The 18,680-nt window shown below is 40.9% G+C and carries 19 protein-coding genes; 8 read left to right on the top strand and 11 right to left on the bottom strand.

What is annotated here, in order from left to right; all coding sequences use genetic code 11:
* The first annotated feature begins 4 nt into the window (after positions 1-4).
* The 7 genes from dnaB to IT392_02870 all read left to right on the top strand — a co-directional run bounded on the left by dnaB (position 5) and on the right by IT392_02870 (position 7,399).
* On the top strand, positions 5-1,378 hold the full coding sequence (gene dnaB / locus IT392_02840) for a replicative DNA helicase (protein ID MCC6543423.1): 1,374 nt from the start codon (positions 5-7) through the stop codon (positions 1,376-1,378).
* An 87-nt stretch (positions 1,379-1,465) separates the two neighbouring features.
* Positions 1,466-3,247, top strand: coding sequence for a tetratricopeptide repeat protein (locus tag IT392_02845; protein ID MCC6543424.1), 1,782 nt, complete (start codon positions 1,466-1,468; stop codon positions 3,245-3,247).
* A 306-nt stretch (positions 3,248-3,553) separates the two neighbouring features.
* Positions 3,554-4,039 carry a prepilin-type N-terminal cleavage/methylation domain-containing protein gene (locus tag IT392_02850; GenBank protein ID MCC6543425.1) on the top strand — a complete coding sequence of 162 codons (486 nt, stop codon included), beginning with the start codon at positions 3,554-3,556 and terminating at the stop codon, positions 4,037-4,039.
* Positions 4,040-4,134: 95 nt separating this feature from the next.
* Positions 4,135-4,593: a type II secretion system protein gene (locus tag IT392_02855; protein MCC6543426.1), complete on the top strand. Its 459-nt coding sequence runs from the start codon at positions 4,135-4,137 to the stop codon at positions 4,591-4,593.
* A gap of 113 nt (positions 4,594-4,706) precedes the next feature.
* Positions 4,707-5,585, top strand: coding sequence for a hypothetical protein (locus IT392_02860; GenBank protein MCC6543427.1), 879 nt, complete (start codon positions 4,707-4,709; stop codon positions 5,583-5,585).
* Positions 5,586-5,678: 93 nt separating this feature from the next.
* Complete coding sequence (locus IT392_02865; protein ID MCC6543428.1) at positions 5,679-6,614, top strand: ABC transporter ATP-binding protein; 936 nt, start codon at positions 5,679-5,681, stop codon at positions 6,612-6,614.
* Complete coding sequence (locus tag IT392_02870; GenBank protein MCC6543429.1) at positions 6,611-7,399, top strand: ABC transporter permease subunit; 789 nt, start codon at positions 6,611-6,613, stop codon at positions 7,397-7,399. The genes IT392_02865 and IT392_02870 overlap by 4 nt, the downstream gene beginning before the upstream one ends.
* On the opposite strand, the gene IT392_02875 is transcribed toward IT392_02870, so the two are convergent.
* From IT392_02875 to rsmD, 4 genes are read right to left on the bottom strand one after another with little or no spacing between them, the layout of a single operon-like run.
* Positions 7,392-7,706, bottom strand: coding sequence for a zinc ribbon domain-containing protein (locus tag IT392_02875; GenBank protein ID MCC6543430.1), 315 nt, complete (start codon positions 7,704-7,706; stop codon positions 7,392-7,394). The two genes, IT392_02870 and IT392_02875, sit on opposite strands and share 8 nt — an antisense overlap.
* Positions 7,707-7,733: 27 nt before the next feature.
* Entirely contained in the window at positions 7,734-8,930 is a 1,197-nt protein-coding gene (locus tag IT392_02880; GenBank protein MCC6543431.1) for a pyridoxal phosphate-dependent aminotransferase, read from the bottom strand.
* Positions 8,931-8,934: 4 nt separating this feature from the next.
* Positions 8,935-9,429: a pantetheine-phosphate adenylyltransferase gene (gene coaD / locus IT392_02885; protein ID MCC6543432.1), complete on the bottom strand. Its 495-nt coding sequence runs from the start codon at positions 9,427-9,429 to the stop codon at positions 8,935-8,937.
* Positions 9,395-9,982 carry a 16S rRNA (guanine(966)-N(2))-methyltransferase RsmD gene (gene rsmD / locus IT392_02890; protein ID MCC6543433.1) on the bottom strand — a complete coding sequence of 196 codons (588 nt, stop codon included), beginning with the start codon at positions 9,980-9,982 and terminating at the stop codon, positions 9,395-9,397. Before rsmD ends, coaD begins: the two co-directional genes overlap by 35 nt.
* A gap of 86 nt (positions 9,983-10,068) precedes the next feature.
* On the opposite strand from rsmD, the gene IT392_02895 reads away from it, so the two are divergent.
* On the top strand, positions 10,069-10,311 hold the full coding sequence (locus IT392_02895) for an Lrp/AsnC ligand binding domain-containing protein (GenBank protein MCC6543434.1): 243 nt from the start codon (positions 10,069-10,071) through the stop codon (positions 10,309-10,311).
* Positions 10,312-10,871: 560 nt separating this feature from the next.
* Here the strand turns inward: IT392_02895 and IT392_02900 are convergent.
* The 7 genes from IT392_02900 to IT392_02930 all read right to left on the bottom strand — a co-directional run bounded on the left by IT392_02900 (position 10,872) and on the right by IT392_02930 (position 18,640).
* Positions 10,872-11,495, bottom strand: coding sequence for a TetR/AcrR family transcriptional regulator (locus IT392_02900; protein ID MCC6543435.1), 624 nt, complete (start codon positions 11,493-11,495; stop codon positions 10,872-10,874).
* Entirely contained in the window at positions 11,492-12,817 is a 1,326-nt protein-coding gene (locus IT392_02905) for a TolC family protein (protein ID MCC6543436.1), read from the bottom strand. Before IT392_02905 ends, IT392_02900 begins: the two co-directional genes overlap by 4 nt.
* A 158-nt stretch (positions 12,818-12,975) precedes the next feature.
* Positions 12,976-14,163 carry a DUF4388 domain-containing protein gene (locus IT392_02910; GenBank protein ID MCC6543437.1) on the bottom strand — a complete coding sequence of 396 codons (1,188 nt, stop codon included), beginning with the start codon at positions 14,161-14,163 and terminating at the stop codon, positions 12,976-12,978.
* A gap of 40 nt (positions 14,164-14,203) precedes the next feature.
* Complete coding sequence (plsY, locus tag IT392_02915) at positions 14,204-16,612, bottom strand: glycerol-3-phosphate 1-O-acyltransferase PlsY (GenBank protein MCC6543438.1); 2,409 nt, start codon at positions 16,610-16,612, stop codon at positions 14,204-14,206.
* Positions 16,609-17,160, bottom strand: coding sequence for a CDP-diacylglycerol--glycerol-3-phosphate 3-phosphatidyltransferase (gene pgsA / locus IT392_02920; protein MCC6543439.1), 552 nt, complete (start codon positions 17,158-17,160; stop codon positions 16,609-16,611). The genes plsY and pgsA overlap by 4 nt, the downstream gene beginning before the upstream one ends.
* On the bottom strand, positions 17,157-17,627 hold the full coding sequence (locus IT392_02925; GenBank protein MCC6543440.1) for an HAD-IIIA family hydrolase: 471 nt from the start codon (positions 17,625-17,627) through the stop codon (positions 17,157-17,159). The genes pgsA and IT392_02925 overlap by 4 nt, the downstream gene beginning before the upstream one ends.
* Positions 17,628-17,665: 38 nt before the next feature.
* The gene (locus IT392_02930; protein ID MCC6543441.1) at positions 17,666-18,640 is read right to left on the bottom strand and encodes a KpsF/GutQ family sugar-phosphate isomerase; all 975 of its coding nucleotides are present in this window, start codon (positions 18,638-18,640) and stop codon (positions 17,666-17,668) included.
* Between the last annotated feature and the right edge of the window lie 40 nt (positions 18,641-18,680).

Consider the following 18,680-nt stretch of genomic DNA (forward strand, 5'->3'; position numbering starts at 1 on the left):
GCAGATGGAAGCATATACAACAGATATAGAAGACTCGACGTTTAAAGTACCTCCTCAGAATATTGAGGCCGAACAATCTGTTCTGGGAGCTATACTGATAGAGAACAGTTCTATATATAAGGCAATTGAGATTTTAAATGCCAATGATTTCTATAAAGAGGCACACAAAAGAATTTTTATGTCAATGCTCGAATTGAATGAAAAGAATGAGGCCATTGACCTTGTGACGCTTACAGATTATTTGCGAAAGAAGAATGACGTGGAGATAGTAGGCGGAGTAGCGTATCTTTCAATGCTCTCAAACACAGTTCCGACAGCTGCCAACATCAGATATCATGCAAAGATCGTTTCAGAGAAATCACTGCTCAGAAATTTAATCAACACAGCTACTGAGATTGTTACGAGGGGCTATGAGAACCTTCAGGATGTTGATGATCTCCTCGACTTTGCTGAAAACTCTATATTTAGCATATCAGAAAATAAAATCAAACGGTCTTTCATCCATATAAAAGACATAATTAAAGACAGCTTTGAGACAATCGAGAAGCTTTCAGAGAAGAAGGGTCGTGTAGTAGGTGTTCCTTCAGGTTTCATTGACCTCGATAATATGACAACGGGGTTTCAACCAGCTGATCTGATTATAATTGCGGGTCGTCCATCCATGGGGAAAACTGCTTTTTGTTTATGCATAGCCCAGCATGCCGGTATTGAAAAAAAAGAACCTGTTGCAATATTCAGCCTTGAGATGACCAAGGAGCAGATCGTTACAAGATTACTATGTTCAGAAGCCCGGGTAGATGCCCATAAGCTGAGGTCCGGTTTTATCAGTAAATCTGACTGGCCGAGATTGACTAACGCTGCCGGTCGTATATCAGAATCAGCTATTTTTGTAGATGATACACCTGCAATTACTGCCCTGGAAATAAAGGCCAAATCCCGGCGGTTGAAAGCAGAGCATGGTTTGAGCCTTATAATTGTAGATTACCTCCAGATCATGGGAGGGAGGAGTGCCGGCAGAAGGGGCGGCTCTGATACACGCGAACAGGAGATATCGGATATATCGAGGTCCCTGAAGGCGCTTGCTAAGGAATTAAATGTGCCTGTAATAGCCCTTTCTCAATTGAATCGTGCAGTTGAATCGAGACATGACAGGAGACCTATGCTCGCTGATCTGCGTGAATCCGGAGCAATTGAACAGGATGCTGATGTTATTTTATTCATTAACAGGGAAGAGGTATATAAACAGACTGAAGAAAACAGGGGTATAGCAGAGATTATCATAGGTAAACAGAGAAATGGTCCAATTGGATCGGTGAAACTTGCCTTCCTGGATAAATATACTAAATTTGATAATCTTGAGAAGGTTCATAGTCAGTGAAAATTACAGATATTTGTTTGATTATTATTTTGACAGGAAAGGAATGAGATGGTCATACGATTAATAATTTCAATGATATCTTTACTAATGTTGCTTAATGCATGTATGCCGGTTAAGAAGATATCATCGGTCAGGAGTGATGAACCGCAGGAGATAACACGGGAAGTTCAGAGCGTGTCGTCTCCGGAGGCATATTATAATTATCTTCAGGGTTTTATGGATGAGCAGAACGGGGATCTTAAAATGGCCCTTCAGAAATATGAGACGGCACTTTCTTATGATGAGAATTCTCTATTTATTTTAAGTCGTGTTGCTGCACTTCAGGCCAAATTAGGTCAAATTGACAATGCTATTGAGAGTATGAAGAAGTTGATTACCCTGGCCCCGCGTCCTGACGCTGCTATCTTCTTATTGGCAGAGATGTATTTTAATTCCGGTGATTATGAGAATTCTGTCAAGACATTTAATCAACTTATTGAAAAAGAGCACGGTTCAGTTAAAGTCTATTTAAACAGGGGTATGGCCCTGGCAAATCTGAAGAGGTTTGATGAGGCTGAGGAATCAATACGGCAGGGGATTAGCCTGGACCGAAATAATCCGACCGGCTATGTCTATCTTGGGGACCTTTATGCTGAACAGGGAAAGACGGGAGAGGCCAGGAGATATTATAAAAAGGCAATCTCAAAAAAGAATAACTATGAGTTGGCATACCTAAAACTGGCCGCAGTCTACCTGCAGGAAAAAGATTCAGGTAATGCTGAGAGGATTTATAAGAAGATACTGACAGATGTTAATCCATACAGCCGCGAGGCTGCTCTTCAACTAATGCAGTTGTATGCGCAGAAGAAGGAATTTGAGAGTGCGATTAAAGTGTTAGAGACTGCTCTTGAGCATAATCCAAGAGATTATGACATGCTCTTTAAGTTATCATACCTTTATAAAGAAATTAAGGACTATCCGAGGGCAATTCAAAAGGCTTTGACAGTGGTTTCAGCGAGACCAAGGGATACGAGGATGCATGAATATCTCGGATATTTATATGAGGAGACGGGTGATTATGAAAATGCCGAGAAGGTATATTCAAATCTAATTGAATTAGAGCCTTCTGATGTTGATGCTCATATTCACCTTGGCTTTGTGCTTTCAAGGAAAAATGACAAGGTTAATGCCATAAAGATACTAAAAAAGGCCATAGAGCTTGACCCAAAACGTTCCAATGCATATCTGATACTTGGTATGCTTTATACCCAGGAAAAGAGGTTCAGGGAAGCACAGGATCTATACTTGAGTGGGATAGAGATTATTCCTGAAAATGCTGCGATACACTTTAATCTTGGCGTGGTCTACGATAAGCTTGATATGTTTAATGACATGGTCAGGGAGATGGAAAAGACCATTGAACTGGATCCTGATAATGACAATGCACAGAATTACCTTGGATACAGTTATGCCGACAGGGGGATTAATCTCGATCTCGCGCTTGAATTGATCTTGAAGGCTCTTGATAAGAATCCGGATAACGGTGCATATGTTGACAGTCTTGGATGGGCTTACTATAAAAAGGGATTGATTGAGCCTGCCCTGGAAAAGCTGAAAATGGCTGCACAATTAATGCCGGGAGATCCAACTATCCTTGAGCACCTTGGTGATGTCTATCTTGAAAAAAATATGAGGAGTGAGGCGAGGGCAGAATGGATCAAGGCGCTTGAACTTGATATTGAGAACGAAAAATTGATAAAGAAATTCAGAGAGACAGGGTTTGGTGAGCCATTTGAAGAAGAGAGATTAAAAATGAAGTATGAAGAATTCATGAAAAAAAAATCCACACACCAGCCTGAAATAGAAATGCCCACACCTGATATTCGTTAGGCATAGTACCCTTCATACGACTTATGACGCTCGTCAAATAATTAACTCATGATGACAAAATTTGTCATATGTTAGAGCGTTACTGTGCATGTATTAATAAGATCAACTTCATAACAATTAGCCTAACTCATTAATAATAAAGGAATAACTTGTATGTTTTAATGGTCTTCCCTAATAGGCATGTAAAATGCATTCATCTGGCGTTAGGCAAATAAGATATGACATTTTAAAAAGGAGGTGAGACAGATATAAGTGCTTAACAACAAAGAAACCGGTCCTTTGGATTGGTAATAGGAGGAAGGAAAGATGTTAAAGATAGGAAAGATTAGCAGGTTAGTGAAGCTGGACAGGGAAAAGGGTTTTACCCTTATAGAATTAATGATCGTGGTTGCGATACTTGGAATTTTGGCTGCCATAGCGATTCCAAACTTTATGAGATTTCAAGCCAAGTCGAAGCAGAGTGAGGCTAAGACCAACCTTGGGGGCATAGGAACGACGGCTGAGGCATGGCGCACCGAAAACGATACGTACATTGCCACTGCAGCTCAATTGGGTTGGGCACCTCAGGGAGCAACCCGTTACGGCTATTCTTACAATGCTCTACTGTTAGCTGCAAATACTACTGCCGGAAACTGTGCTACATCCGGGGCCGCAAATGCTGCTGCGGTTGCTGCCGCTGCTACATTTATTGCAGTCGCCGATGGGGATGTGGATAACGATGCTACTTGTGATGTATGGCAGTATAACCAACTTCGTGCATTGACTAACACTACAAATGATGTCAGTGGTTAAGAGAAAAGATATGACGGCATGTTGTCTCATAAAAGGGGCGTTCGTAATTGTCGCCCCTTTTTTATACGCTGACGCTGAAAGAGATAAAGAAAGTTATGGTTAAGAATTTTCGTCAAGATGGTTTTACCCTCATCGAGTTGATGGTCGTTGTAGCCATCCTTGGTATTCTGGCTACCTTGGCCACTGGTGCTGTTCTCAGTTACCAGGCTAAGGCTAAACAGGCTGAATTGAAGACCAACTTGGGTGCAATAGGTGATTTAGCTATTTCCTATAAGGCTGAATATAGTACTTATATCACTGACTGGAACGGAGTTGGCTGGCAACCAAGACAGACAACACGTTACAGGTATTGGTATAATGGAATAGCTGCCCCGGGAACCCCATCAGCACCAGAAGCTGGCATTGACTATTCAGACCCAGGTTCAGTAGCGACAATAAATACTTTTTCTGCTGCTGTTGTTGGAAACATAGACAAAGACAACGCCACTGATCAGTGGCTCTATGACCAGAACAGAAGTTTTACCATCCTGCAGAACGACGTTACCACACCGTAGACAATCATTACAATCAACAGGCAGGTTTCAGGTAATTACAGAATTGGTATTGATATGGACAGTACTAAAGCTTATATATAAGTATAACCTGTTTGGGGAAGAATTGAGAATATATGCATGCTCTCCTGTTAAAGGCTAAATATCCCTTTGTGATTCCGCTGATAGCTGCTTTGGCATTTTCCATATATCTTGTTCAGCATCAGATAATAGTGCATAAGGGTATAGAGAAAAAGATCGAAGAGTTTGTAACACTCCCCAGGGGGGAATATCTCAAGCCCGCGGTTTTAGGATATGAGCAGGTGATTGCGGATTTAATCTGGCTTAAGACTATACAGCTGATAGGAGAGGATACGGTTACACCGGATGGATATGACTGGATATATCATGCCCTGGATGTTGTGACCACACTCGACCCTAAATTTGCCTATGCCTATCAACTGGGCGGGGTTACCCTTTCAGTGCTCGGGAAGGCGCCTGAGAAGAGTAATTTATTACTAATTAAAGGGATGAGGGAAAATCCAGAGGTATGGCAGATACCCTTTTACATAGGCTTTAACAATTTTTTCTACCTTAACGATTACAAAACGGCTGCTGAGTATATGGCTAAGGCATCTGAACTGCCAGGAAATCCTGCGTATTTGCCAAAGCTTGCAGCAAGGCTTTATGTGAAGGCAGGAGACCCGGAAATAGCCCTTGAATTTCTATCTAACTTCTATAAGGAAACCAAGGACGAGAATGTCAGGGAGGCTTTAGATCAGAGAATAAAAGAGGTAATGGTGGAGAGAGATGCAGGATTTCTGGAAGTTGCGGTAAAAAGATATAAGGATATTTATAAAGCTAATCCTGAAAGTCTGATGCAGTTAGTTGAAAAGGAGATTATTGCCTCCTTACCTCATGAGCCATTTGGAGGCTTTTACTATTTTAATCCTGAGGATGGGAGGGTATACAGCAGTGTGGTTAAAGAGAGAATGAAGTTGTATGGGAAACCATGAGCAATGAATAGAAGAAGCAATGAGACGAAGAAGTGTGAGTTCAAAGCAATGGCAATGAGTTTTTGTTGTCTGTATTCTCAGCCAGAGGGATAAATGGATAAGGTCGTTATAAAAACGGAGAATTTGACAAAGGTCTTTAAGGTTGGTTTCAGGGGAAAGGGAGTTGCTGCATTAAAAGGACTTAGCCTTGAGGTAAATGAAGGTGAAATATTTGGTTTTCTTGGTCCTAATGGGGCAGGTAAGACAACCACTATTAAGATTCTTATGGGATTTATATATCCCACTTCCGGAAAGGCATGGATATTAGATAAAGAAGCAAATGATATTGAAGTAAAGAATCATATTGGATTCCTTCCTGAGCAGCCATATTTTTATGACTATCTTACCTCGCTGGAATTCCTGCGATTCTATGGACAATTATTTGGATTGGAAAGAGATGACTTAAGGGCGAGGATGGACAATCTTCTCTATTTGGTCGGACTTGAAGATGCATCAGATACCCAGCTTCGGAAATTTTCCAAAGGAATGCTCCAGAGGATAGGAATCGCCCAGGCATTGATTAACAGGCCTGACCTTATAGTTCTTGATGAACCTATGTCCGGGCTTGATCCGATAGGTAGGAAGGAAATACGGGATATCATCCTGCGGCTTAAAGATGATGGTAAGACCGTCTTTTTCAGCACCCATATAATCCCTGATGTTGAGATGATCTGTGACAGGGTTGGTATACTTATGAAGGGTGAACTGGTAAACGTAGGCAGGTTGGATGAGATAATGGATGCGAAGGTCAAATATGTGGAAATTAATGCAAGGAATGTCAGCAAGGAGATGTTGGCACATATGGAGGCTATGGGTTTCTCAATCTATGAAACCTGGGAGAATGCAGCAATAAGGGTATCTGATGAAAACAGAGTTGATGTAATATTGCAACTGATAATGGATGGAAAGGGGAGGGTCGTCTCCGTTATACCTCATCGTGAAACCCTGGAAGAACACTTTTTGAAAAAGATAGGAGGAGGGAATTCTTGAAGGCACTGACTATAGCAAGAAATACATTTAGAGAGGCCATCAGAGATCGGATTCTCTATAACCTGCTCTTCTTTGCCCTCCTCATGATAATGGTATCTCTCCTCCTTGCGACCTTAACAGTGGGTGAACCGTCAAAGATCATTATTGATATAGGTCTCGGAAGTATCAATATATTCGGTGCGCTTATCGCTATATTCCTGGGGATAGGACTAATAATTAAAGAGATCGAGAAAAAGACAATTTACAACATACTTTCTAAACCAGTGCACCGCTTTCAGTTTATTGCCGGGAAGTACCTTGGGCTTCTTGTCACTATAATGGTAAATATAGTAATTATGGGAGCAGGTCTGTATCTTATCCTTATTATAAATGAGCTTCGATGGGGGCATGATTTATCTAACATTAATCTTGATATCTGGAAGGCTATTTATTTGATATTTATAGAGTTGATGGTTGTGACAGCACTTGCACTTATGTTCTCTACTTTTTCGAGTTCATCAACTTTAAGTGCCATATTCACAATAGCGGTATATTTTATTGGCCATCTTACTGAAGAACTCAAACTATTAGGTGACAAATTCCCTGGCACTTATCTGGAACGTCTTATTGATTTATTTTATTACCTGCTGCCGAATTTTGATAACTTTAATGTTAAAGGCAAGGTGGTTCACGGAATTTTTGTTTCTCCAAATTATATGATAATGGTCACCCTTTATGGTTTCCTGTATATTGCAGCTGTATTGGTTATTTCAGGAGTAATCTTTCAGCGAAGGGATTTTAAGTAGCCGGTTCTTTTTTATCAGGTGCTGATGAAGCAGTTTCAGCAGGTTTATCCTCCTTCTTATCTTCCTTCTTTTCTGAAACCTTATTCTGACCATTTATAGACTTAGATGGCTCTGCAGGCGGTTTACCTTTTGAAGAATAGTCTGTTACGTACCATCCACTTCCTTTAAACATCAGGCCAGCAGGAGAGATTACCTTCGACATCGAACCATTACATTTCTCGCAAACGGTTATAGGCTGGTCACTCATTTTCTGAATAATCTCTATTTTATGACCGCACTTAGCGCACTTGTATTCATAAATTGGCATTTGAAGATTACCTCCGTAAGTAAAAAATTATACAAGCTGTTTTATTGCTGATTCAAGCCTGTCGAGTCCCTTTTCTATATTGTCCATGGATGTAGCAAATGACAGCCTCAAAAAGCCCGGGGCGCCAAACGCATCACCGGGTACGGCGGCCACTTTTGCCTCATTTAAGAAATACTCTGCCAGCTTGACAGATGAATCCACTGTAGTATTGTTAAATTTTCTGCCTAATATTCCGGAAATATTAGGAAATACATAAAATGACCCGATCGGCATGAAACAGGAAATGCCGGCTATCCCCCGCAGCCTGTTGACGATATAATGTCTCCTCTTGTCGAACCTCTCAACCATTGCTCTAATGAAATCCTCATATTTACCACTCAGTGCCTCAAGTGCAGCCTTTTGAGATATTGAAGTCGGGTTTGAAGTACTCTGACTTTGAATATTGCCCATTGCTTCAATAATTTCACGGGGACCGGCAGCATATCCTATTCTCCAGCCAGTCATCGCATAAGACTTTGAAACGCCATTTATGACAACAGTAAGCTTGAATATATCGCTGTTTAATGATGCGATACTTGTATGTTTGAACCCATCATAAACTATGCCCTCATAGATCTCATCTGAAATAACATAAATATTGTGCCTTACTGCTATCCCGGCGATTTTTTCAAGGTGATCTTTGTCATATGCAGACCCTACAGGATTAGAAGGGCTGTTTAGGATTAATCCTTTGGTCTTATCAGTAATTAGACTCTCCAGGATCTCAGGTTTGAGAAGAAAACCTTCATCTTCAAGAGTACCGGCAATCACTGGTTTTGCACCGCATAGCAGGATCTGCTCCGGATAGGTAACCCAATAGGGAGACGGGATTATAATCTCATCTCCTTCCTCAAATAAAGCCATAGAAAGATTGTAGAGGCTATGCTTGGCGCCACATGATATAAGCACCTCTTCAGGTTTATACAAAAGGCCGTGTTGCCTGGCCAGCCTTTCAGCAACAGACCTTCTGAGTTCTATTATTCCGGAGGATGGGGTATATTTAGTGAACCCATCGTTAATTGCCGATATAGCAGCAATCTTAATCCCATCCGGGGTATCGAAATCCGGTTCACCGGCACTAAAACTGATTACATCTATGCCGTCTTTCTTCATCGACTTCGCTACTGCTTCTAATGCAAGGGTTGGTGATGGTTTTATTAATGATACGCGTTTTGTAAGCTTCATCTAATTAAAAGTCCTTTCTATCCTTAAACCTACTTTTTAATAATGTGTTTACATGACTCGGAACTAATGAAGAAATATCACCATTTAAGCTGCTGACAACCTTAATGATAGTTGATGTAAGATATGAATATTCTTCGCTCGGCATGAGGAAAACAGTCTCAATTTTATCATCAAGTTTTCTATTCATAAGTGCCATTTGGAATTCATACTCGAAATCTGAAACCGCCCTTAGTCCCCTAATGATGGAAGATGCCCCCCTTTTTTTTGCAAAATCAACAAGAAGACCATCAAATACCTCAACAGTTACGTTTGGAAGATCCTTAATGGCCTCTCCAACCATGCCAATCCTTTCATCAATTGAAAAAAGCGCTGTCTTCTTTGGGTTAGGACCTATTCCGAGGATTATGTGATTGAATAGCCTCAAGCTCCGTTGAAGAATATCAAGGTGTCCATTAGTAATAGGGTCAAATGTCCCTGGATATATCGCTGTTATTGCCATGTTTTCTGTAAACCGTTAAAGTCGAATCTCCATAGACATACTTGCCATAATCTTCAAAGTCTATCAGTAGATTCGGCATAGAAACCTTTGAAGAATGTTCACAAATAAGAAATCCGTAACCCGCAATTCTAACATTTTTAATTATCTTTAACAAGAGGTCAGACCAATTATTATAATTATATGGCGGGTCGGCAAATAATATGTCATAGGACCTTTCGCCCAGGGTTAATCTGTCAATAATGGTAATTGAATCTCCAAAGATAACTTCACATGATTGTTGAAATCCGCAAATCCTGATATTTTCTTTTAACACTCTTATATGTTTGACATGATTGTCTATTAATGTGGCGCACGCTGCACCTCGACTAATGGCTTCAATTCCAACAGCACCCGACCCGGCGAAAAGGTCAAGAAACGTTGAGCCCACTATGTTGTCGCGACCTATTATGTTAAACAAAGACTCCCTTACCTTATCTGAAGTAGGTCTTATCTTAGTACCGGAAGGAACCTGGAGTTTACGACCCTTTGCACTCCCAGAGATAATCCTGAGCATTGGTGTTATTACCTCATGAATATATAAACGTTGACAATAATCATAACATTATGCTAACAAAAGGGTAACGTCAATAGGGGGATAACATGATAAAAAAAAGCGGCAAGGTTTATTTATTAATAAATACAGACATTGGCAAGGAGAGGATTGTAAGGGATGAATTAAGGAGGTTAGAGCATGTAAGTTGTGCAGATATGATTACGGGACGATATGACATTATCGCAATTCTTGAAGGTGATGCTGTCGGCGACATATTTGCAACTGTCATCAGCAACATCAGGGCTATTAAAGGTATAGTCAGAACAGAATCAAATTTGGTTTTTGAGTAATAACCAATAGTGCCATTTATCTGTAAGGTAAAAAACCTCCCATCAGTATAAATGGTTTTTTGTTCTGCAAAATAGTGCTATCCAATAGAGTGCCACAGTTTACGCACCTCCAAGCATAGAAAACAAGTGAATAATCAGTGCATCTCTCTGATACCATGAACCCGCCGCATTTGGGACAATGCATCTGTAACCTCCTTATGGAATGAGACAATTGTTTGGTTCATCTTTATATTTATATATTGTATTGAGCAAAATTAATGCCATCTATTTGACAAACATTTATTATTACTCATGAATGACAATGTCGGATTAAAATAACAAAATAAATTAATGGGTTACAAAATGACGACTATATTGATAGGGGGTGTTCAGGCATTTAAGTGATCATTTCCCGGCCACTAATCTGTGTTGGACGGGAGTCAAATTGTGCATAAAGTGACAAAATTATGTTCAGGCAGGCGTTGATCCTGATATTAAAATTGCAGATATATGATCCTATATACAACATCCTTATAACGTCTGATAATAGATATTATGTAAACTCAGAATGGTTTGAACCCTTAATCTCCTCTTAAAGTCCCATCAGTAAATATATATACAAACTCTTCTATATTCCGTTTAATCTCATTCTTCCCCAGGTTTCTGCCCTTAACGATCTCTTCCATATGAAAAAATGAAAATATCATACCAAGAAATGCCTTGGCTGCAATTTCAGACTGGAAATTTCTCAGCAGTCCATTCTTCTTCCGGATACTGAAATAATCAGCCAACAGGTTTATCATCTCATCAATAAATCTGCTGTGTACTTCTTTAATCTTTTCGGGATATAACTGAATTTCACATGTCATTATCCGGACTAATAATTTCCTCTCTTTCAGTGTTTCAACGAAACGTGTGCCAATCCTGATAAGCCCTTCACTATAATCGAATGAGTTGTTCTCCAGTTCAGGCAGAAGTACTTTGAGCTCTGGCAGGAATGAATAATTCTTCAGCGTTTCCTCAAAGAGTCTTTCTTTGGAACCGAAGTGTCTGAACAGGGTAACTTCCGTTACACCTGCTTCAGAAGAGATCTCTCTTGTGGAAGTGCCGGTATATCCCTTCAGGGAGATTAATTTCAAGGTTGCGGCAAGGAGCCTTTGATATGTATCTCCCCGTTTCCCGATCACATTGTTTACACTCTTCATTTCTGACCCGGGTATTCAGGCTTCTGTCCCTCCGCAACCACCTCGTTAAGAATCAGCCCCATTCTCTTTTTTAATTCAATAATCGCCAGCTGAAGATCTATAGTGTTGTTGGAGAGATCGCTTTGTGCTGTTACAAGTGTTGATTTGGCATCTATGACATCAGCATTAACAGCAAGTCCGTATGTGAATTGTTTAAATACTGTGTTGTAATTTTCCTCTGCAAATGATACCTGTGTCCTGTAAAACTCTATTGAAGAATTAATGGCATCTATATTGTATGAAGCGTCCCGAACCTCAATTTCAATCTCCTTTTTAAGGCTTATTTTATTTAATACGGCCTCTCTGTATTTACTTTCCGCCTCCCTGACCTCTGCCACCCTCAACCCACCCTCGTATAAAGGATATGTGAGGGTAATAGACGCAAACATACTCTCTTTGTTAAAGAAGGCAGATGCGACAGGGTCCTGGTCCCTTCCAGAGTAGACACCGTCGAGCCGCAGAGTAGGCTTGTATCCAGCTTTAGCGTATTGCACGCCCTCTCTTGCGATTTCAACATCAGCACTTGATTTTAGATAATCCTTCCTGTTATTAAGTGCGGTTTGAATGAAATCATTAATTGTACCATCAGGTACGTGCTTCTGCGGCGGCTCTGATATATCAAATCCAGGCTTTAGACCAATAAGCCTGGACAAGCGGACTTCTGAGGTTAGCAGCTCCTTCCTTACCCTTGAGAGATCAGCTTGTATGCCTGCTGTTTCTGCGTCAGCCCTCAGCACTGCGGTTTTTGTAACCTCGCCCACCTTGAATCGTGCACTCGCCACTCTGCTCCATTCTTCAGCCCGTTTTAAGTCTGCCTCTTTTATTTCTATCTCTTTCTGAATCTTTAGCCTGCCTAAGTAAGCATATGATACCGCCAGAACTACGTCTTCCTTAGTAATTCCTACAACTTTTTCACCGGCATCAATCATGTGCTTTGCCTGTCTCAAGGCACTCCACTCTTTACCTCCCCTGTACAGCGGCAGAGATATTGTCAGGCTGTAATTCAGACTGTAATCCGGCTGCAGGACAGTGATGGCGGAACTCTTTTCCTTTGAATACCTGGTGTAACTTCCCTCTGCAGTCAAAGATGGAAGAATGTTTGATACAGCCTTCTTCCTTGTCTGTTCCAGTTGATAAAGGCCCTCGCCGGCGACTTTTACAGCCTCATGATTTTTTAAAGCCAGGTTATATGCCTCATCAAGTGAAACCGTGAGATCGCCTGCACCGGCAGGATGGCATAAAAGAAGCAATACTGATAATACTGATAGAACGATAAAATGCATGTTTAACCTCCTTAAAATCATCTTAAATTACCCTGTTTTTTACTGCCTTACAGTATGTTAGTAAGCACTAACATTAAGCTACTATAAAGAATCACACATGTCAATAACACCAATTAATTTTGCAGATTTATGTATTAGTATTTAATCCGGCAGTATAATTAATAAATGTCATCGGGTGTCAATGCTGCATTGTCTTTACCCCTGCTGTATAATCTATAGTCAGATGACGAGTTGTCATCAGGATATTTTTCATATACAAACTGATTATGCCATTCATCCGAAATGATGGAGTCTCCAACGTATTTATCAGAATATAGGGTTGAAAGAGAGTCAGGAATATTTCCGTTGACCAGATAGTAATAACTGATTGCCCTTTTTAGTCGGTTCAGATTAGCGGCTGTACGATACTGCCTGAGGGTATCTGATATCTCCTGCACTTTACCCAGACCCACCATTTCACCGGCTGGTAATAATAAAAGAATAAAGCTGATTACGAAGATAAGAATTGCCATCTGAAATGCGTACTTCAGCCTGATCCTGTACTCTGCTTTTTCTTTATGTACCTCTGCAGATGTCTCTACTGGTTCAGTATTACCTTGCCCTGATCCTGAATTTATCTGTTTATTTGACAGGGATGATGGTGTTATAAAACCTGACATCATCAGAGTCAGCATGATCCTGAAAACAGGGAATTTCCCAAGTTGAGAGACTGTTAAAATATCAGAGATGTCACGATTACCGTCTACCAGATTATAAATTGATAATTCATCAGGACTTAATTTTGAAAATAGCTGCTCCACTTCACTTCCTTTGTCAGTTTGTGAAAATATGACATTAGCAGCAGGTATCTTGCTCTCAATGTAACCCCATTCATCAACCATTCTCGAGCCTTCCATAAGAATAAAATCAGTTTGTACCGGTATCTGAAATTCCCTGTCATAATCTATTTCACATGCGTTAAACTTATAGTGCCCGTCTCTCCATCTCAACACATGAAAAATTACATCCATCAGCTGCTGCTGCAAGGCATCTTTTACATCATCTGTGGATATTAGACCGGAAGAAACGAATAATTTACCTATTTTATCCTTTGACACCTCCTGCATGCGCAGGGTATTCTCGACATTCCGTTCTGTCAGTTTGCCGGAATTAACAAGTATCTCTCCGAGACGCTTGGTTTCCCCCCCGAATATGGATGTGGCGAACACAAGCTGACCATTGTCAAAATACAAAGATGTTGATTCATTTTCATGTGAGATGGAGACAACTCCGCTCTTTTTTTGCATGGAGATGAGTTGCAGTATCTCTGCCAGGCCGAACTCTTTTATAGAACCTTCTAAGGACATTCCTTTATTTTAATCCAAACCATTAATCAATTATTATCTCTCATTGCCTGAGACTGGACCTGAATGGACGTATTCCGGAAAAATACAGTAACAAATATGATAATGTTATCAATGATATCCATAGGATAAAAGACCGCACCGGCTGATAGTATGCTGTCTCCCAGGTATTATAAGCCCTCCATACAATTAGCCCGGAGATTCCTGCGCCGAAAATCATACTCAAAAAGATGCCTTTGATAATATGTCCACTGAGCATATGCCATAGGCCGGGTATAAGAAAATATATTTGCATTCTTCTTAACGCCGGAGTACCACTTTGCTGCTCTCCTCGCTTGCATGTCTTACAAATTCCCCCAAAGATTCGCGAGCCGGTGCATCTGCCGCACACACTCCTGTTACAATCAGGGCAATAATATGCCATAGGTGTTTTTGGTTTGATATAAGAAAGTACCGACAGTATTATCCCCAGGCTGATCCCAAGAAATGGAAACCTTTCGGCGGGTATTCTTATTAAAGCCTGAAGTATGTCGTTGACTAATATTGCAGTCTCGTCTGAAGTTGTTAACGCAACATGCCATAAGTCACGCATAGAAATCGGATATTCAATAACACGGTATCCATCCCCCTTAGCTGACAGGGATGTAAATCGTTCAACGTCATGAATGCTGATTTTCTTGGCTGTTTCATAACTTTTCCCGGCCTCGGAAAAAAGAAGTTTTTCTCTGTATGCCTGACTAAGATTATAAAAAGGGAGAGCAGACTCAGGCGATATCTTAATAGTATCCATATAATATGCAATTGCCTTATCAAAATTCCCTCTGTAGAAATTGATGTTGCCTATAGAGTTTAGAGCATTTATTCTGATATTCCTGAGGCTGGAGCCAGTAAGTTTTTCAAAATAAGTCAAAGAGTCCTCAGTCCTATCATCTTTATTGGACAGGTATGCTATGGAAAAAGTTATGTAATTGTTGTCTGGTTCCTTTCGCTCTTGATCCTTTAAAATCTCTATAAGGCCAGGCTCGCCATAACCCCGTTCTGCGGCAATAAGACCCTGAAGTGTCACATTATTATGGGCTGTCAAATACAATGTACTGTATTGAAGCACTCCTGGCAATAACAGCAGTAAGATGATGCAGCATGTCGCAAATATCTTGTCATTTCTACTCATATATATCCATGAAATTACTATCCACATTAATACAAACCAGGCAATTCCGAATAGAAGGGAAACAAAGGCTATTATTATAAAGAATATTACATTGAAAGGACTATTTAAAAATCCGGATGTTATCTCTTTAAATGTATGAAGGAAGAGAGGAATAAAACGGCAGCAGAGAGAAACAGTGAATACCATGATCGAAATACTTAAAGCAAGGAGAATTACTGTGTAAAGCCTTCCAACGTAGTTAAACAATGTCCAGAAGTCGCTTATTGACGACCTGACTCCTGCCAGATATTCATTTACTATTTCTCCTTTGCCTGCGCCTGACATGCTGCGAAGTGATTTTGCAGCCAGATAATGAGATGGTGCGTAATCCGGCGAGATCTCCATGGCTATTTTGCTGAGACGATCAGCCTTTTCAGGCATACCGTCTTCAAGAGCCAGGTATCCCTCACGGACAAGCAGGGCGGATATAACGTCTATTCTGTTAATCCCAAGCTTGTATTTGGTTTTCACAATTTCATTAATAATATTGTCAGCAGCCTTGAGATCTCCCGACGCTACAGCGCTCTGTCTCTCATTCCATAACCTTTCCAATTCTACCGGCATCAGCCTGTCATAAGCAACCGCAGTTTCTGCGAAAGCGGCGTTTGATGAGACAAGAATTATGAGTAGCAGGATCATTGGCTTGCTCCGCCCTGCTCCTATCTTTCCTTCCTGGCCGGCAAGCAGTCTCCTGATGTTCTCAATATGTCTGAAATAAAGAAGTGCAGAGATGATTATAGAAAAGATAGAAAACGAAATGCTTCTTTCCCCTATTGAAGTGACAACGGGGAGGATGCCAAATGATATTAGGGCTGCGAGCGATGAATACTTCCAAATAAACATGCCCGCTATCCATATACTCATTGTAATAACACCGATATACGGCCATAATGCGAAAAGGACACCGAGGCTGGTTGCAACACCCTTGCCCCCCCTGAATTTAAGGAATATAGTATAATTATGACCAAGTATTGCTGCTAATGCGATTGCAAGTGTCCAGTTATCAAGCCCCCATAATGATTTTGCGATTAATACGGGTACTGCTCCCTTAAGGGCATCCAGCAATAATGTCAAGGCGCCTCCGAACTTCCCTGTCGTTCTTAATACATTTGTTGCTCCGATGTTGCCACTTCCCTGCTTCCTGATATCTCCGGCCCCCATAATCGTTGAAATGATCATCCCGAATGGAATAGACCCGGCAAAGTAGCTTATGAAGACCATGAGCATCTTGATAACAGTCATGTCTTTTTCACACCTTTCCAGAACCTGAATATATAATCGCCTGCTGATATTAATGAGAGGATGGCTGAATACCATAGTATTACAGATCCAAAAGTATGTAAATCAATAACCCTTGAACTGAAGAAAACAGGATAGTTAAGAATAAGAAACACTATTGCAATAATTTGCACTAAAGTTTTTATCTTTCCCATTTCTTTAGCGGCTATTACGATTCCGATTGATGACGCTATAGCCCTCAGACCTGTTATGGCGACATCTCTGCCTACTATCACTATAGCGAGCCATGAAGGGACTCTGTGAAATTCCACGAGCATGATTAAAGCAGATAATACAAGGAGCTTGTCAGCAACAGGGTCAAGTAGTTTTCCTGACAATGTTACCTGTCCATATTTCCGGGCAATGTAGCCGTCAATCCAGTCTGTCAGGGATGCAAGGATAAAGATAATTGCAGCCCAGTTAGATCTTGTTATTGATGGAACTGCAAATACTATTATAAAAAATGGTATTAATAATATTCTTAGAATGGTAAGGAAATTTGGCAGATTCAAATTCTACCCTTCGATTTAAGAATGAAATCTGTAACCTCTCGTACTGCCCCGCCTCCCCCCATTTTATCTGATATCATATCTACCGCCTCTCTGACCTCCCTCACTGCATCAGCAGCCGTTGCAGAAAATCCGACAATGCTAAGCAGGGGGAGATCAATGAGGTCGTCGCCCATAAATGCAACCTGCTCATCTGCAAGGTTGTATTTCCCGGCTATTTGTTTATAAACTGAAACCTTATCAGTTATGCCCTGATATACTTCAGTAATGTTGAGTTCCTTAGCCCTGTATTCTACAGATCTGGAACTTCTTCCGGAAATTATTCCAACGCCTATACCCGATTTTTTCAGGAGATAGATTCCATATCCGTCATGAATATGAAATGTCTTGAGCTCATTACCGTAACTATCTATAAAAATCCTGCCATCAGTAAGGATTCCGTCAACATCAAGCAGGAGGAATTCAATCATGCCGGCCTTATCTGTCAGTGATTTAAACTCCGGCACTTTTATGCGATTCCCTTCTTTAAGAGGTCATGAAGATGGACTATACCTGCTACTGTTGCATCCTCATTTAAAATGACAAGTGAAGTTATTGAATATGTCTCCATTATCTGAAATGCTGATACTGCAAGAGCGTCCCGTTTAATTACTTTTGGGTTTTCCGTGGCTGCCTCACCGGCCGTAAGTTTAAATATGTCATGTTCCTGACCTGCTTCACGTTCAAGCAATCTTCGCAGATCGCCGTCTGTTATAATCCCGAAAAGCCTGTCTTTATCATCGAGAACCGTCGTGACCCCTAACTTCTTTGAGGTCATTTCAAAGAATACATCTTTCATCTGACTGTTTTTGTAAACGACAGGTATATCCTTACCCGTATGCATCAGGTCTTCTACATGCAGAAGAAGCCGCCTCCCGAGCGCCCCGCCCGGGTGAAATAACGCGAAATCCTCCTTCCTGAAGTTACGTTTTTCGAGGAGGGCAACAGCAATCGCGTCTCCCATGGCGAGCGCAGCCGTAGTGCTTGCTGTCGGTACTATATTCATGGGACATGCCTCTTCCTTTATGCTGACATCCAGTACCACATCACTTATCCTGGAAAGGGTCGAATCCATCTTACCTGTCAGACAGATTATCCGGAGATTTATTTTTTTAAAGACTGGCAATAAAGCAAGGAGTTCATCTGTCTCTCCACTGTTGGATATCGCCATTATTGTGTCATCAGGCATGATCATGCCGATATCTCCATGTATCCCTTCGGCAGGATGCAGGAAAAATGCAGGTGTCCCTGTACTTGCAAGGGTTGCAGCAATCTTCCTGCCGATTAACCCTGACTTTCCCATTCCTGTAACAACCACCCTCCCCTTGCAGTGAAAAAGCAGGGAGATTGCATCAACAAAGCTTTGGTCAAGCCTCAACCTTAGAGTGTCAATGGCCCTTGCTTCAACATCAAGAACCCTGCGGCCCGTTTCAATCTCATTCATACTAAAATCCCTTCAAAATAGTCTTTTCGGCTACATGTCA

This window comes from Nitrospirota bacterium, from assembly GCA_020846775.1.
Lineage (GTDB): Bacteria > Nitrospirota > 9FT-COMBO-42-15 > HDB-SIOI813 > HDB-SIOI813 > RBG-16-43-11.